This is a genomic window from Streptomyces sp. CRN 30 (genome assembly GCF_034105845.1).
The window spans coordinates 38,185-55,032 of the sequence record NZ_JAVRHI010000193.1; the positions used below are offsets into that span (position 1 = coordinate 38,185).

Genomic DNA, 16,848 nt, shown 5'->3' on the forward strand with positions numbered 1-16,848 from the left:
GCGGTTCGCCTCAGCCTTCGGCCGTACGTCCGTTTCCCCCGGCCTTCGCACGGAGGCCCCGCGCCGGTTGCCCGGCGGGCGCACCCGGGGCCGACGGCTTCGGTCGCGGCCCGAGCTCGGGGTACCACGGGAGTGGGTACTGTCCCGAGTGGCCCGCTCGGAAGGGAGAGCCCATGCCCCCGCTGGACGGCGACCACACCGGTACCCGTATCAAGGAACAGCGCAGGCTGGCCCGGCTGACGCAGCGTCAGCTCGCGGATCAGATGCCGTACTCGTACAGCCTGCTCAACCAGGTCGAGTGCGGTGCCCGGCCGGCCACCGCCGACTTCGTGGCCGCCGCGGCCCGCGCGCTGCGGATCGACGTGACGGTCCTGACGGGCCAGCCCTACCTCGCGGAGCTGCGGCGGGACCGGCTCGCCGGGCTCGTCCGGCCGATCCGCGAGTCGCTGGACCTGTACGACCTCGGGCCCGACGCGGAGCTGACGGTACGGCCGCCCGAGCTGCTCGTCGCCGAGGCGGACCGGCTCTGCGCCGAGGTGCGGGCGACCCGGCTGCGCAACGTGGCCCGCGCCCTGCCGGGTCTGATCGCCGAGCTGACCCACACGGCCTGGTCGGCGCCGTCCACCGCGCTGTGGCGGGCACTGGCGTCGACGTACCGCACCGCGTACGACATCACCGTGAAGCTCGGCTACTACGACCTGGCCACGGTGGCGCTGGACCGGATGGACTGGGCGGCGCAGCGGGCCTCCGACCCGTGCCTGGCCGCCGTCCGCCAGTACATGCGGGCGCTGACCTGCTTCCGTGAGGGCGAGTACCGCACCGGGCGGCTGCTCATCGCGTCGGGGCACCGTCTCGTCGGGCAGGCCGGTGAGTCGCGGGAGACCCTGGCCGTCACCGGGCAGCTGCACCTGGGGGCGTCGGTGATCGCGGCGCGCGCGGACGACAAGACGGCCGCGCACCTGCATCTGGCGGAGGCCCGTGCCCTCGCCGGGCGCGTCGGGGACGCCTCGGACGTGCACTGGCTGAGCTTCGGCCCGGCCAACGTGGCGCTGCACGAGATGTCCGCCGCCGTGGAGATGCGCCGGTACGACGAGGCGCTCACCCAGGCGCGGGCGCTGCGGCTGCCGGCCGGGCTGGCCGTGTCGCGGCGGGCGCACTTCCTCGTCGACCGGGCCCGCACCGAGACGGAGACCGGGCACACCGAGGGGGCGCTGCGGTCGCTGGCGGAGGCGCGGCGGCTGGCCCCGGTGCAGACCCGGTACCACCCGGCGGCCCGGGAGACGATCACGGGACTGCTCCAGCTGTCCCGCCGTACGCCCGACTCGCTGCACCACATGGCGACCTGGGTGGGGCTGTAGGGGCCGCCCCGGGGGCGTCAACACCACGGGCGGTTGAACACTCACAGAACTGTGAGTGTTCAGAGCCTCACTGCGGGTCATCATTCCTGTACATCGTCGCCGTCGCGAAGGAGCGCCGAAATGACGAACGGTACAGCGCCGCCGGAACCCGGGACCCGGATGACCCTGCGGGTCTACACGGTGACCCGGACGGGGGCCCTCGTGGAGGACCGCGGCACGGTCAGTGTCCTGTCCGTGCGGGAGTGTCCGCCGCCGCCCTCCGACTTCCCGCCGTGCTCCTGTCCGCGGTGTCTGAGGGGGCGGCACCCCCGCACGGGTGCCGCCCCCTCCCCGTGAACCGCCTCAGCGGTGGTCGCTGCCCGCCGACCGGACCGCGGCGCGGCCGGCCTCCAGGCGGGCCACGGGGATGCGGAACGGCGAGCAGGAGACGTAGTCGAGTCCCACCTCGTGGAAGAAGTGGACCGACTCGGGGTCGCCGCCGTGCTCGCCGCAGACGCCGAGCTTGAGGTCGGGGCGGGTGGCGCGGCCGGCCTGCGCCGCGGCGGCCACGAGGGAGCCGACGCCGTCCTTGTCGATGGTCTCGAAGGGGCTGACGCCGAAGATGCCCTTCTCCAGGTAGGCCGTGAAGAACGACGCCTCGACGTCGTCGCGGCTGAAGCCCCAGACCGTCTGGGTGAGGTCGTTGGTGCCGAAGGAGAAGAACTCGGCGGCCTCGGCGATCTGGCCTGCGGTCAGCGCGGCCCGGGGCAGCTCGATCATCGTGCCGATGGACAGTTTGAGCTTGGTGCCGGTGGCCGCCTCGACCTCGGCGATGACCTGGTCGGCCTCGTCGCGGACGAGTTCCAGCTCCTGCACGGTGCCGACCAGCGGGATCATGATCTCGGCGCGCGGGTCGCCCTTGGCGGCCTTGCGGGACGCCGCGGCCTCGGCGATCGCCCGGACCTGCATGGTGAACAGGCCGGGGATGACCAGGCCGAGACGCACGCCGCGCAGGCCCAGCATCGGGTTCTGCTCGTGGAGCCGGTGGACGGCCTGGAGGAGCCGCAGTTCGTTCTCGTGCGGCTCCTGGCGGGACTCGGCGAGGGCGACGCGGACCGAGAGTTCGGTGATGTCGGGGAGAAACTCGTGCAGCGGCGGGTCGAGCAGGCGGACGGTGACCGGGAGGCCGTCCATCGACTCGAAGAGCTGGACGAAGTCCTGCTTCTGGAGGGGGAGGAGTTCCTTCAGGGACTCCTCGCGTTCGGCCTGCGTGTCGGCGAGGATCAGCCGCTCGACCAGCTCGCGGCGGTCGCCGAGGAACATGTGCTCGGTGCGGCACAGGCCGATGCCCTGGGCGCCGAAGCGGCGGGCGCGCAGCGCGTCCTCGGCGTTGTCGGCGTTGGCGCGCACCCGCAGCCGGCGCTTGCGGTCGGCGAACGCCATCATCCGGTGGACGGCCTCGACCAGTTCGTCGGCGTCGTCGGCGCCCGGGTGCATCCGGCCCTCGAAGTACTCCACGACCGGGGACGGCACGACCGGGACCTCGCCCAGGTAGACCTTGCCGGAGGAGCCGTCGATGGAGACGACGTCGCCCTCCTCGACGACCTGCCCGCCGGGCACGATCATGCGGCGGCGCTTGGTGTCGACCTCCAGCTCCTCCGCGCCGCAGACACAGGTCTTGCCCATGCCGCGCGCCACGACGGCCGCGTGGGAGGTCTTGCCGCCGCGTGAGGTGAGGATGCCCTCCGCGGCGATCATGCCGTCGAGGTCGTCGGGGTTGGTCTCGCGGCGGATCAGGATGACCTTCTCGCCGGACCGGGACCACTTGACGGCGGTGTACGAGTCGAAGACGGCCTTGCCGACCGCCGCGCCGGGCGAGGCGGCGATGCCCCGGCCGGCCTGCTCCACCTTGGCCGTCTCGTCGAAGCGGGGGAACATCAGCTGGGCGAGCTGGGCGCCGTTGACGCGGGTGAGCGCCTCGGCCTCGTCGATCAGGCCCTGGTCGACGAGTTGGGTGGCGATGCGGAAGGCCGCGCCCGCCGTGCGCTTGCCGACGCGGGTCTGGAGCATCCACAGCCGGCCGCGCTCGATGGTGAACTCGATGTCGCAGAGATCCTTGTAGTGGTTCTCCAGGGTCTCCATGATCTGCATCAGCTGGTCGTACGACTTCTTGTCGATGGACTCCAGCTCGGCGAGGGGGACCGTGTTGCGGATGCCGGCGACGACGTCCTCGCCCTGGGCGTTCTGGAGGTAGTCGCCGTACACGCCCTGGTGGCCGGAGGCGGGGTCGCGGGTGAACGCGACGCCCGTGCCGGAGTCGGGGCCGAGGTTGCCGAAGACCATCGAGCAGATGTTGACGGCCGTGCCGAGGTCGTGGGGGATGCGCTCCTGACGGCGGTAGAGCTTGGCGCGGTCGCCGTTCCACGAGTCGAAGACCGCCTTGACGGCGAGGTCCATCTGCTCGCGCGGGTCCTGCGGGAAGTCCCGCCCCGCCTCCTTCTTGACGATCTTCTTGAAGGTGGCGACCAGCTTCTTCAGGTCGGCGGCGGCCAGCTCGGTGTCGACCGTGACCTTCTTCGCGTCCTTGGCCTTCTCCAGCGCGTCCTCGAAGAGGTCGCCGTCGACGCCGAGGACGGTCTTGCCGAACATCTGGATGAGACGGCGGTAGGAGTCCCAGGCGAACCGCTCGTCGCCGGCCTGCTTGGCGAGGCCCTGCACGGACCTGTCGGAGAGACCGATGTTCAGGACCGTGTCCATCATGCCGGGCATGGAGAACTTGGCGCCGGAGCGGACCGAGACCAGCAGCGGGTCGTCGGGCCGGCCGAGCTCCTTGCCCATCCGCGCTTCCAGGGCGTCGAGGTGCGCACTCACCTCGTCACGCAGTGCCGCCGGCTCCTCGCCGCTGTCGAGGTAGGTCCTGCACGCCTCGGTGGTGATGGTGAAGCCGGGCGGGACCGGGAGGCCGAGGTTGGTCATCTCCGCGAGGTTGGCGCCCTTGCCGCCGAGCAGGTCCTTGAGGTCCTTGTTGCCCTCGGTGAAGTCGTAAACGAACTTCGCTACCTGGGGATCCTGGGGATCTTTGTTTTCCGACACGGGTCTCGACTCCTCGAGGACGCGGTGGCTGCCCTGACGGCGAGGAATGTACCCAGATCAAAGGCGCCTGGGTACGTCCACTTGCGCGTCATGCGCCCGTAACCGTTCGTCCGCCAGCGGATCGAAAGTCAAGGGTTGGCAAGCATGTGGCCGATCATGTGTTCACTTCTTTAAGGCGATCATCACTCCGGGCACCATTTTTCGCTCACATGAGCGCCATTTGTCACGTCTGAGTTCGATCGATGAACGATCAAGGGGTGGCACTCAGTGCCACCCCTTGGAGAAGTGCAGTCGCTCAAGATCCGCTCATCTGAGCGGAACCCTAATCAGAGGTGGCGAGAATCACGCTGCCACAGCCGCCCGGGTTCCACCATGCGGACGCCGCCTCGGGACGGAAACACCGCCGTCACACGCCCAGCGCGCGCAGCCGTTCCTCGACGCGGTCGGGGGCGTACAGGTGCTCCACCACCAGCGCTCCGGCGCCCACCAGCCCGGCCCGCTCCCCGAGCCGCGAGGTGACGACCTCGAGGCGGGCCGTGGAGCGCGGCAGCGCCCGCTGGTACAGCAGCTCGCGCACGCCCGTGAGGAAGGGAGTTCCGGCCAGATCTCCGGCGATCATCAGCACGCCGGGGTTGAGCAGGGTCACGACGGTCGCCAGGACGTCCCCGACCAGCCGCCCGGCCTCGCGGGCCAGCGCGACCGCCTCCGGGTGCCCGGCCGACAGCAGTTCGCGCACGTCGGAGCCGGATTCCGCCGGTACTCCGGCCGCGGTCAGCCGCCGGGCCACGGCGCCCCCGCTGGCGACGGCGGCCAGACAGCCGTAGGAGCCGCAGCGGCAGAGCGCCTGGGCGCCCTCGGGGACCCGGATGTGGCCGATGTCCCCGGCCCCGCCGTCCGTGCCGCGGAAGACGGAGCCGTCCATCACGACCCCGGCGCCGATCCCTGTCGACACCTTGACCAGCACGAACGCCGAGGTGTCGGGGTACGCGGCGCGCTGCTCGGCGAAGGCCATGAGGTTGGCGTCGTTGTCCACGAGCACGGGTACGGACCCGGCCGCCGCCCCGGCGTGCTCGGCGACGGCCCGGCCCAGCCGGCCCCTGATGTCGTAGCCGTCCCAGCCCGGCATGATCGGCGGCTGCACCACCCGGCCGGTGTCGCGGTCGACGGGGCCGGGCACCGCGAGGCCGATGCCGCACACCGACCCCGCCGGCTGTCCGGCCTTCTCCAGCAGCTCGGCGAACCAGCGGCCCAGTTCCCCGAGGACCGCCTCGGGGCCGTCCTCGACGACCAGGGTGCCGGCGCGCTCGACGACGATCTCGCCGGTCAGGGTCAGCAGGGCGGCGCGGGCGTGCCGGGTGTCCAGGTCGGCGGCGAGGACGACGGCGTGCTCGTCGTCGAACTCCAGGGTGATGGAGGGGCGCCCGCCCAGCGGGGAGTCGACGGGGCCGCCGGCTCCCTCGCGCAGCCAGCCCGCGCGGAAGAGACGGTCCAGGCGCTGGCCGACCGTGGCCCGGGAGAGCCCGGTGGCCTGCTGGAGCGCGCCGCGGGTGGTGGCACGGCCGCTGCGCACCAGTTCGAGCAGGTCCCCGGCGCTCGCCTGGCCGTTTCTGACGGGTCGTTCGCTCACGTACACCCCCTTGTGTTTCCCAACTCCGCATTACATAGTGAGTTATGCGTGTTAAATAGACGTAACTCTAGGGTAGCCATCGCCGATCCGGTGGCCGTTGCACCCCGGACACCAGTATGGCGGCGGTCAGGAGGGGGCCTGGGCATGGCCGAACGGCAGCATCTGCTCGTGTACGGCGGCACGTTCGCCGCGGTCGGCGATCAGGGCGACATCAGCGGAGTGCGCGGCGGCGGCGCGCCGGACGGCCTCTTCGTCCGGGACGCGCGGCACCTCAGCCGGTGGCAGCTCACCGTCGACGGCGCCGTGCCGGAGACGCTCACCCCGGTGACCGGCGGGGACACCGCGCGGTGCGTGCTGGTGCCGCGCGGCGGACGCGCCGAGCCGCCCGCGTACACCGTCTTCCGGGAACAGGCCGTCGGCGACGGCTCGTTCGTCGAGACGCTCCGCATCACCAGCAACCGTCCGGTGGCGTCGGTGCTCCACCTCGCGGTCACCGCCGACGCCGACTTCGCCGACCAGTTCGAACTCCGCGCCGACCACCGCACCTACGCCAAGACCGGCGCCACCCGCTCCCGCCAGGTCCTGCCGCACGGCGTGGAGTTCGGCTACCGGCGCGGCGAGTGGCGCTCCGTCACCACCGTGACCTCCGAGCCCGAGCCGGACGCGGTCGAGGAGACCGGGACCGGCGCCCGCCGCCTGGTGTGGACCCTCGACCTGGAGCCCCACGACACCGCCGAACTGGTCTTACGCGTCCTCGCCCGGCCGCACGGCCACCGGCGGGCCGTGCGCGTGCCCCGCTCCCCCGCCGCCGCCGTCGGCCGGCTGCTCGCCGAGGAGGACGCGTTCGCCCGGGGCGTCGCCTTCCCCACCGGCTGGCCGGAGCTGGCGGCGGCCTGCGCACGGGGCCTCGCGGACCTGGCCACGCTCCAGGTCCCGGCGAGGGGACCGGACGGCGAGGAGCTGCGCGTCCCGGCCGGCGGAGCGCCCTGGTTCCTCACGCTGATGGGCCGCGACGCCCTGCTGACTTCCCTCTTCACGCTTCCCTACCGCGCGGAGCCGGCCGCCGCGACGCTCGCCGCGCTCGCGGCCACCCAGGCCACGGCCCGGACCGCCGCCACCGATCCGCTGGCCCGCCCCGGCAAGATCGTGCACGAGGTGCGCCACGGCGAACTCGCCCACTTCGGCCAGGTGCCCTACGGCCGGTACTACGGTTCCGTCGACGCGACGCCGCTCTTCCTCGTGCTGCTCGGCGCGTACGCGGAACAGACCGGCGACACGGCCACCGCCCGCCGCCTGGAGCCGCACGCGCGCGCCGCGGTGGGCTGGATGCTCGACCACGGCGGGCTGACCGCGCGCGGCTACCTGTTCTACCGCGCCGACCGCGGCGGCCTCGCCAACCAGAACTGGAAGGACTCCCCCGGCGCCGTCTGCTGCGCCGACGGCTCCCGGCCGGGCGGCGCGGTCGCGGCGGCGGGCGCCCAGGGCTACGCGTACGACGCGCTGCGCCGCACCGCGTGGCTGGCCCGCACGGTGTGGGAGGACGAGACCTACGCGCAACTCCTCGAACAGGCCGCCGGTGATCTGCGCGACCGCTTCCAGCGGGACTTCTGGATGGCGGACCACGCCTTCCCGGCGCTCGCCCTGGACGGCGAGGGCCGCCAGGTGGACGCGCTGGCCTCCGACGCCGGGCACCTGCTGTGGTCGGGGCTGCTGGACAAGGAGTACGGGGAACTGGTCGGGCGGCGGCTCCTCGAACCCGACTTCTTCTCCGGGTGGGGCGTACGGACGCTGGCGGCCGGGCAGCCGGCGTACCACCCGCTGTCGTACCACCGGGGTTCGGTCTGGCCGCACGACAACGCGCTGATCGCGCTGGGGCTGGCCCGCTACGGGCTGCACGACGAGGCGCGGACGGTGGCGCACGGGATGGTCGACGCGGCGACGGCGGGCGGGCACCGGCTGCCGGAGGTGCTCGCCGGGTACGGGCGGGACCGGCAGGGGGTGCCGGTGCCTTATCCGCACGCGTGCGTGCGGGAGGCTCGGGCCGCCGCCGCGCCGCTCGCGTTCCTGACCGCGGTCGGGGGTGCGTGAGGTTGCCTCGTCGGCGGGTGCGGGTGGATCGTGGCTTGTCGCACCGTTCCCCGCGCCCCTTTCGGGGCTCGTTCGCTGAACGTCGGTGAGCAGCACCCCGTATCTCCTTCCGGATAGAGCGCCGTACGGAGGGACGTCCCGTTGTCTGTGTTCACGCGTGTCGCTCAGGCGGTGCCCCTCGGTGTGATGCGGGACCGGCATCCGAAGGCCGCCCTCGTCGTGCGGCGGGGGGTCACCGTCGGGGCGGCGCTGCTCGTGTTCGGGCTGCTGCTGCTGCCCAACGCCGCCGGGGCGCTGCGGCCGAACCGGTTCGCGCGGATTCCGGCGGAGGCGATCGTCGGGGCGGTGGTGCTGCTCGCCCTGCCACGCCGGCCGCGGCGGGTGGTGGCCGCGTTCGCCGGGGCCGTCCTCGGGGGGCTGACCCTGCTGAACCTGCTGGACATCGGGTACACCGAGTACCTCGGCCGGCCGTTCAACCCGGTCCTCGACTGGAGTCTGCTCCAGGACGCGCGGTCGTACGTGGCGGACTCGCTCGGCGGTGCCACCGCGGCCTGGGCGACGGTGGGCGCGCTCGTCGTCGCCGTCCTGCTGCCGGTCGTGACGGCGCTGGCGGTGGTCCGGCTCGGCGAGGTGCTGGCCGCGCACCGGGAGCGGGCGAACCGGGGCGCGCTGATCGCCGCCACGGTGTGGATCACCTGCTCCGCCCTCGGACTCCAGCTCTTCGGGATGCCGCTCGCCTCGGACCGGGCCGCCCGCGCACTGGAGCTGCAGGCGCGGCGGGCGGTGGTCACCGTGCAGGACGAGGCGGAGTTCGAGAAGGAGACGGAGGCCGACGCGTTCGGCGCGACGCCGGGCGCGCAGCTCGTGCCCGACCTGCGCGGCAAGGACGTCCTGTTCACCTTCGTCGAGAGCTACGGCCGTACCGCGATCGAGGACCCGGTGAGCGGGCCGGGCGTGGACCGCACGCTGGACGCGAGCACCGAGGCGCTTCAGAAGGCCGGGTTCCGGGCGAGGAGCGGCTGGCTGACGTCGGCGACGTACGGCGGCAGCAGCTGGCTCGGGCACTCCACGTTCCTGTCCGGGCTGTGGGTCGACAACCAGCAGCGCTACCGGACCGTCACCTCCGGCGACCGGCTCACCCTCACCGAGGCGTTCCGGCGCACCGGCGCCTACGACACGGTCGGCATCATGCCGGGCGTGCAGAAGAGCTGGCCGGAGGCGGACTTCTTCGGCCTCGACAAGGTATACAACGCCTTCGACATGGGGTACGAGGGGCCGAAGTTCAGCTGGTCGACCATGCCGGACCAGTACGCGCTGGAGGCGTTCCAGCGGCTCGAACACAGCAAGGAGCGGACGAAGCCGCTGATGGCGGAGATCGTGCTGACCTCCAGCCACCAGCCGTGGGCGCCGCTGCCCAGGAGCGTCGGCTGGGACGAGCTGGGCGACGGGCGGATCTTCGGGCCGATCGAGGCGGCGGGCGAGAAGGCGGCCGACGTCGTCGCCGACTCCGCGAAGTCCAAGCGGGCCTACGGCGAGTCCGTCGAGTACTCCGTCACCAGCCTCACCCAGTGGCTGGAGCGCTACGGCACCGGCGACACCGTCCTGGTCTTCCTCGGCGACCACCAGCCCATCGCCCGCGTCAGCGGGGACCACGCCAGCCGGGACGTGCCCGTGTCGATCGTCGCCAAGGACCCGAAGGTGCTGGACGCGATCGACGACTGGGGGTGGGCGGAGGGGCTCAGGCCGGGCGACACCACGCCGGTGTGGAAGATGAGCGCCTTCCGGGACCGGTTCCTGACGGCGTACGGCTCCACGCCGCACGCGTCGGGGAAGTGAGCCCGGGGCCTCAGCCTCCGGAGGTGTCGAGTTCGGCGTCCTCGCCGATGCCCGCGCAGTCGTAGGGGTCCTTCAGCCAGCCGTCGGGGAGCGCCACCCGGTTGTTGCCGGAGGTACGGCCGCGGGGGCCGTCGGCGCCGGCCGGCCAGGGCTGGGTGAGGTCGAGTTCGTCGAGTCCGGCGCGCAGCTCCGCCAGCGAGGAAGTGATCGCGAGGCGCTTGCGCATCTCTGAGCCGACCGCGAAGCCCTTGAGGTACCAGGCGACGTGCTTGCGGAAGTCGATCACACCGCGGGCCTCGTCGCCGATCCACTCGCCGAGCAGCGTGGCGTGCCGGACCATGGCGTCGGCGACCAGGCCGAGGGTGGGCCGGGCGCGGTCCTCGCGGCCCTCGAACGCGGCCACCAGGTCGGCGAAGAGCCAGGGCCGGCCCAGGCAGCCGCGGCCGACGACCACGCCGTCGCAGCCGGTCTCGCGGACCATCCGCAGGGCGTCCTCGGCCGACCAGATGTCGCCGTTGCCGAGCACCGGGATCTCCGGGACGTGCTCCTTGAGGCGGGCGATGGCCTCCCAGTCGGCGGTGCCGCCGTAGTGCTGGGCGGTGGTACGGCCGTGCAGCGCGACCGCCGTCACCCCCTCCTCGACGGCGATCCGGCCGGCGTCGAGGTAGGTGAGGTGGTCGTCGTCGATGCCCTTGCGCATCTTGATGGTGACGGGCAGGTCACCGGCGCCGCTGACCGCCTCGCGCAGGATGGCGCGGAGCAGCGGGCGCTTGAAGGGCAGAGCCGAGCCGCCGCCCTTGCGGGTCACCTTCGGGACGGGGCAGCCGAAGTTCAGGTCGATGTGATCGGCGAGGTCCTCGTCGACGATCATGCGGACGGCCTTGCCGACGGTGGCCGGGTCGACGCCGTACAGCTGGATCGAGCGGGGCCGCTCGGTGGCGTCGAAGTGGATCAGCTGCATGGTCTTCTCGTTGCGCTCGACCAGCGCCCGCGTCGTGATCATCTCGCTCACGAACAGGCCCTTGCCGCCGCTGAACTCCCTGCACAGGGTGCGGAAGGGGGCGTTGGTGATCCCGGCCATGGGGGCGAGGACGACGGGCGGCTGGACCGTGTGCGGACCGATCCGCAGGGGCGTGGTCGAAAGCGTGGACATTCCCCCATTGTGCCGTCGGCGGGCAATGGAATGGCAAAGTTAGTTAGTTAGCAACACTATTTATATGCGGCTACGATGAGTCCATGCCCGAGCTCAGCCACCGCCGCCGGTTGCTCGTGCTCGCGATCTGCTGCATGAGCCTGCTGATCGTGAGCATCGACAACACCGTCCTCAACGTCGCCCTCCCCGCCATGCAGCGGGACCTGGACGCCAGTACCTCCGGCCTCCAGTGGGCCGTGGACGCCTACACCCTCGTCCTGGCGGCGCTGCTGATGCTGGCCGGGTCGACGGCCGACCGGATCGGCCGCAAGAAGATCTTCATGACGGGCCTGGTGGTCTTCACCGCCGGCTCGGTGCTGTGCTCCCTCGCCCCCGGCCTGCCGTCGCTGGTGGCGTTCCGGATGGTGCAGGCGGTGGGCGGTTCGATGCTCAACCCGGTCGCCATGTCCATCATCACCAACACCTTCACCGACCCGCGTGAACGTGCCCGCGCCATCGGGGTGTGGGGTGCCGTCGTCGGCATCTCCATGGCCGCAGGTCCGCTGGTCGGCGGCGTGCTCGTGGAGTCGGTCGGCTGGCGCGCGATCTTCTGGATCAACCTGCCGGTGGGCCTCGCGGCCCTCCTCCTCACCCTGCGGTACGTCCCCGAGTCCCGCGCGCCCAGGGCCCGCCGCCCGGACCCGCTGGGCCAGGTCATGGTCATCGCCCTGTTCGGCAGCCTGACGTACGCGATCATCGAGGCGCCGAACGCGGGGTTCGCCACCGTGCTGCCGTACGTCGTCGTCGCCGTGGCGGCGCTGGCCGGGCTGCTCGCCTATGAGCCGCGCCGCCGCGAACCCCTCATCGACCTGCGCTTCTTCCGCTCGGCGCCGTTCAGCGGGGCGACGCTCATAGCCATCGCCGCGTTCGCCTCGCTCGGCGGGTTCCTGTTCCTGTCCACGCTGTACCTGCAGAACGTGCGCGGGCTCGACGCTCTGCACGCCGGTCTGTGGATGCTGCCGATGGCGATCCCGACCTTCCTGTGCGCGCCGCTGTCCGGACGGCTCGTCGGCAGCCGGGGGCCGCGGCCGTCCCTGCTGATCGCGGGCGCCGCGATGACCGTCAGCGGCGTACTGTTCGCCGCCTTCGAGGCGGAGACCTCGGACGTCACCCTCTTCCTCGGCTACGTCCTGTTCGGCATCGGCTTCGGCTTCGTCAACGCGCCCATCACCAACACGGCCGTCTCCGGCATGCCGCGCGCCCAGGCAGGCGTGGCCGCCGCCGTCGCCTCCACCAGCCGGCAGCTCGGCCAGACCCTCGGCGTGGCGGTGGTCGGCGCGGTCCTCGCCTCGGGCGTCGGCGTCGGCGCGTCCTCGTACACGGCGCGTTTCGTCTCCGCCGCGCGGCCCGGCTGGTGGATTCTCGCGGGGTGCGGACTGGCGGTACTGGTGCTGGGCGCGGTGACGACCGGGGCACGGGGGCGTCGCAGCGCGGAACGGGCGGCTGAGCGGCTGGGGGCTTCGGAGGTGCGGGACGGGGTGGGTGTGCGGGACCCCGAGGGTGTGTGATCTGCCGGTACCGGCGGCGGTGAACCTGGTGCGGCGGCCGGTCCCCCCGGCCGGCCGCCGCTCCCTCACCGAGATTGCGCCACGCCGGGCTGTCCGGCAACGGTTTCCCTGTCCGGGACAGACGTCCGGCTGTCCGGGCAGGTCAGCGGCTTGTCCGGACGGTACGGACGGGGATGACGGGGCGGATGTCTCTGGCCGGGGCGGGGGTTGTCGGGCGTGTCACAAGCGTTGAACAATGACCGCATGGGGAGCACGGGGGGTCCGGGGCACACCGGGGACGGCATGACCGGCACGACGGGTGGGGGCGCCGGTGACGTCGTGGACGAGGGCGTCGTGGACGAGGGCGTCGTCGACGCAAGCGTCGTGGACGAGGGCGTCACGCGTGGGGGCTTCGCGGGTGAGGGCATCGCGGGTGAGGGCATCGCGGGCGGCGGGCCGGATCCGCGGGTCGCGCGTACTCCCGCCGAGTACGTCGCCCTCCTGCGGCGGCTGAAGGACGGCAGCGGGCTGACCTATCGCCAGTTGGAGCGGCGGGCGGCCGAACGGGGGGACGTCCTGGCGCGCAGTACCGTCGCCGACGTCCTGCGCCGGGACGGCCTGCCGCGCGCCGAACTCGTCGCCGCTCTGGTCCGGGCCTGCGGCGCGGGACGGGACACGGCGGTGTGGCTGACGGAGCGTGAGCGGATCGCCGAGGGCGGCACGGCCGGGGACCGTCCGGACGGCGTGAGCGCGGGCGGCGTCGAGGAAGCCACAGCGACGGAAGCGGCGGGACGGGAGTCGGCGTCGTCGGCCGGGCCGTCGGGGCCGCACTCGGAGGGGTCGGCGGGGCCACGCGGGGCTACGGGGGCGGCCGTGCCGCGCGGTGGACCCGAGCCGGTGACGACGCCCGTGGTCGCGGGGGCCACTGATTCCACACGTCCCGCCGGTGAGCCGGGTTCCCGGGGCTCCGGTGATGGTCAGGGCTCCGGTGGTGGTCGGGACGCCGGTGGTGGTCGGGGCGCCGGGCGCGGCCGTGCGCGGGGGGTCGTGCTCGCCGCCGTGGCCGCGCTCGGCGCCGTCGCGCTGCTCGCCGCGGGCGGGTACTTGCTCCTGCCCGAGGACGACGAGGAACCGGCCGGCGGCGGGCCGGGGCCCGCGGCCGGGGTGACGCGGATCCGGCCCGCACAGGCACCGGAGCTCTGTCTGACCGACGGGGAGGCGCGCACGGAGGACGGGCAGTCGAAGATCGTGGCGGTCCAGCGGCCGTGCGGCGAGGCCGTACCGCCGACGACGCGGCTGCTGAAGGCGGACAGCGGGCTGTACCGCATCCAGTGGGACCACCCCTCCGAGGGCAAGGGCTGTCTCACGGTCCTCGGCGAGGGCGACTTCCGCGACCGGCTCGAACCCTGGAACGACTGTGCCCTCGCGGGCACGGCCCAGCTGTTCCGCATCGAACGCGCCGGAGGCACCACGGGCGGAGGCACCACGGACGGCAACGACCGCCCCTGGCGGCTGCGCGCGGCCGGGAGCGACGACCGCTGCGTCGGTATGCGGGGGGACGGGGACGCGGACGAGATCGGCGCGGTCGCGGTGATGGAAGGGTGCCGCGGTACGGGCGCGGACGGTCAGCTCTTCCTGATCGGCGACCGAAAGGACTGACCGCAGGCGCCGAGGACCGCCTCCTCCACCCGCGGCAGGGCCCGCTGGCCCAGCAGGGCCAGAGCGATCGCCGCGGCCACCCCGGCCCAGGCGAACGGCCCGAGCGGTGTGCAGCCGAAGAGCGTGCTCGCGACCGGCGTCTGCACCAGGGCGACCAGCGCGGCGGCGGACCCCAGCGACGTCAGCCGCACGAGCCGGCTGCCGCGCCGGTCGGCCAGGGTCTGGGCGAGCTGCGTGCCGACCACCGCGCACAGCGCCATCGTCGTCGCCCGCCGGGTTGTGCCCGGCGTGAACCGGCCCAGCAGCCACGCCGCCGTCGCCCCCAGCGCCGTGGTCAGCGCCCGGTGCCGGATCTGCCGGATCAGCGGCTCGCCCAGCAGCGCCGTACCGAGGGGCGCGCTCGCGTCGCGTTCCTCCGCCTCCTCCCCCGCCGGGGTCACCGCCACGGCCATCGCCGGGAACAGGTCGGTGAAGAGGTTCACCAGCAGCATCTGACGGGTCGAGAGCGGCGCCGAACCGCCCAGCACCGTACCGAGGATGCCGAAACCGACCTCGCCCGCGTTGCCGCCGATGAGGATCGCGATCGCGTCGGCGACGCTGTGCCACAGGGCGCGGCCCTCCCGTACCGCTTCCACCAGGACCAGCAGGTCGTCACCGGTGACGACCAGGTCGGCGGCGTTGCGGGCGGCGGCCGAACCGCGGGCGTTGATGCCCACGCCGATGTCGGCGGCACGGATCGCGGCGGCGTCGTTGGCGCCGTCGCCCACCATGCCGACGACCCGCCCGGCGTCCCGCAGCGACTCCACGACCTGCAGTTTCTGCTCGGGCGCGACGCGGGCGACGATGTCGGCGTCGCGCAGCATCCGCGACCGCGCCCTGCGGTCCGCGGCGGCCAGTTCGTCGCCGGTGACCACGGTCGCGTCCTCGGGCCAGCCCAGGTCGGCGGCGATGGCGCGGGCGGTCGCCGGATGGTCGCCGGTCAGCACCACCGGCCGTACGCCCGCCTCGCGCAACCCCCGCACCAGCGCCGGGGAGGTCTCGCGGGCCACGTCGGACAGCGCCAGCAGACCGGTGAACTCCAGGTTCAGCGCCTCCAGGGGCTGTTCGAGGACGGTGGCCGGGTCCTCGCCGCCGGCCAGCGGACGCCGGGCCACCGCCAGGACACGCAGCCCGGCGCCCGCCAGGTCGTGGGCCGTGTCGGAGGCGTGGTCCGGCAGCGCGTGGCAGGCCGGGAGCACCGTCTCCGGGGCGCCCTTGACGACCAGGACGGCCGGGCCGCCGTCCCCGTCCCGGCCCACGGCGGCGGCGTATCCCCGGGACGTCTCGAACGGCAGGCCCTCCGTCTGCCGCCACCGCGGGTCGTCACCGGCGGCGGCGAGGACCGCCTCGTCGGTGGCGTGCGTGGGCCGGGTGCCGTCGGCGTCGCCGTCGAACCGGGGACAGGCGCGGGCCGCGACCCGTACCGCCTCCTCCGACTCCGGCGCGGACGCGCGGTGCACGGTGCCGTCCACGCCCGCGACCTCGACCAGCCGCAGCCGGTTCTCGGTGAGCGTGCCGGTCTTGTCGAAGCAGACGGTGTCCATCCGGCCCAGCGCCTCCAGCGTGCGCGGGGTACGGACCAGGACGCCGCGCCGGCCGAGTCGCCGGGCCGCCGCGAGCTGCGCGACCGTCGCCACCAGCGGCAGCCCCTCCGGTACGGCGGCCACCGCCACGGACACCCCGCCGCTGACCGCCTGCCGGATCGGCGTGCCGCGCAGCAGCGACAGGCCGGTGACGGCGGCCCCGCCGGCCAGGGTGAGCGGCAGCGCCTTGGCGGTCAGCTCCTGGAGCCGGGCCTGCACGCCCGCGGCGGAGGGGGTGCGGGAGGCGAGCGAGACGGCGCGGGCGGCCTCCGTACGGTCCCCCGTGTCGACGACGACCGCGCGGGCGCGACCGGCGACGACCGTGGTGCCCTCGAAGACCATGCAGTGGCGCTCGGCGACCGGCGCGTCCGGGGTCGCGTCGACGCCCTTGTCCACGGGCAGCGACTCCCCGGTCAGCGCCGACTCGTCGACCTCCAGCCCGTCCTCCCACAGCAGCCGGGCGTCGGCGGGGACGACGTCGTCGGTGGTCAGAGCGATGACGTCACCGACCCGAAGCTTTGCGGCGTCGACGAGCCGGGGGGACGGGGCGGAGTCGGAGGGGGCGGCGTCCGAGGAGGGGGTGCCGTCGTCGGACCACCCGTGCTCCGTCAGCCGCGCCTTCTGTGTCTGCTGTGCCAGCAGACCGGCCAGCGCTCGCTCGGCGCGCAGCCGCTGCAACCCGCCGACCAGGGCATTGAGGTCGAGCGCACCGACGACGAGCGCGGCGTCCAGTACGGAGCCGAGGATCGCCTCGGCGGCCGAGCCGACCGCGAGGACCGGGGTGAGCGGGTCGTCGAGTTCGCCCCGCACGGCACCGGCCAGCTGCGCCGTCCAGACCACCGGCGCGAGCACGGGGGTGCGGGCCGCGCGCCGGGCCGCCGCCCGCACCCGGGCGGCCAGCCGCTCA

9 protein-coding genes are annotated in these 16,848 nt (G+C 73.5%); 5 read left to right on the forward strand and 4 right to left on the reverse strand.

Annotation, left to right across the window (positions count from 1 at the left end; all coding sequences use genetic code 11):
* Positions 1–173: 173 nt before the first annotated feature.
* Positions 174–1,358 (forward strand): helix-turn-helix domain-containing protein, encoded by a 1,185-nt coding sequence (locus UW392_RS20325; RefSeq protein ID WP_320776467.1) that lies wholly within the window; start codon positions 174–176, stop codon positions 1,356–1,358.
* A gap of 342 nt (positions 1,359–1,700) precedes the next feature.
* On the opposite strand, the gene ppdK is transcribed toward UW392_RS20325, so the two are convergent.
* Entirely contained in the window at positions 1,701–4,430 is a 2,730-nt protein-coding gene (ppdK, locus tag UW392_RS20330) for a pyruvate, phosphate dikinase (RefSeq protein ID WP_320776468.1), read from the reverse strand.
* Between the two features lie 406 nt (positions 4,431–4,836).
* Complete coding sequence (locus tag UW392_RS20335; protein ID WP_320776469.1) at positions 4,837–6,057, reverse strand: ROK family protein; 1,221 nt, start codon at positions 6,055–6,057, stop codon at positions 4,837–4,839.
* Positions 6,058–6,201: 144 nt separating this feature from the next.
* On the opposite strand from UW392_RS20335, the gene UW392_RS20340 reads away from it, so the two are divergent.
* Complete coding sequence (locus UW392_RS20340; protein ID WP_320776470.1) at positions 6,202–8,145, forward strand: glycogen debranching N-terminal domain-containing protein; 1,944 nt, start codon at positions 6,202–6,204, stop codon at positions 8,143–8,145.
* A gap of 186 nt (positions 8,146–8,331) precedes the next feature.
* Entirely contained in the window at positions 8,332–9,981 is a 1,650-nt protein-coding gene (locus UW392_RS20345; protein WP_320776475.1) for a CDP-alcohol phosphatidyltransferase, read from the forward strand.
* Positions 9,982–9,991: 10 nt separating this feature from the next.
* On the opposite strand, the gene dusB is transcribed toward UW392_RS20345, so the two are convergent.
* Positions 9,992–11,134: a tRNA dihydrouridine synthase DusB gene (gene dusB / locus UW392_RS20350; RefSeq protein ID WP_320776471.1), complete on the reverse strand. Its 1,143-nt coding sequence runs from the start codon at positions 11,132–11,134 to the stop codon at positions 9,992–9,994.
* A gap of 83 nt (positions 11,135–11,217) precedes the next feature.
* Between dusB and UW392_RS20355 the strand changes: the two genes are divergently transcribed.
* Positions 11,218–12,681, forward strand: a complete 1,464-nt coding sequence (locus UW392_RS20355; protein WP_320776472.1) for an MFS transporter — start codon at positions 11,218–11,220, stop codon at positions 12,679–12,681.
* 243 nt (positions 12,682–12,924) lie between these two features.
* The gene (locus tag UW392_RS20360; RefSeq protein WP_320776473.1) at positions 12,925–14,319 is read left to right on the forward strand and encodes a hypothetical protein; all 1,395 of its coding nucleotides are present in this window, start codon (positions 12,925–12,927) and stop codon (positions 14,317–14,319) included.
* On the opposite strand, the gene UW392_RS20365 is transcribed toward UW392_RS20360, so the two are convergent.
* Positions 14,286–16,848: cation-translocating P-type ATPase (locus tag UW392_RS20365; RefSeq protein ID WP_320776474.1), on the reverse strand; the 2,563-nt coding region annotated here is incomplete at its 5' end. The two genes, UW392_RS20360 and UW392_RS20365, sit on opposite strands and share 34 nt — an antisense overlap.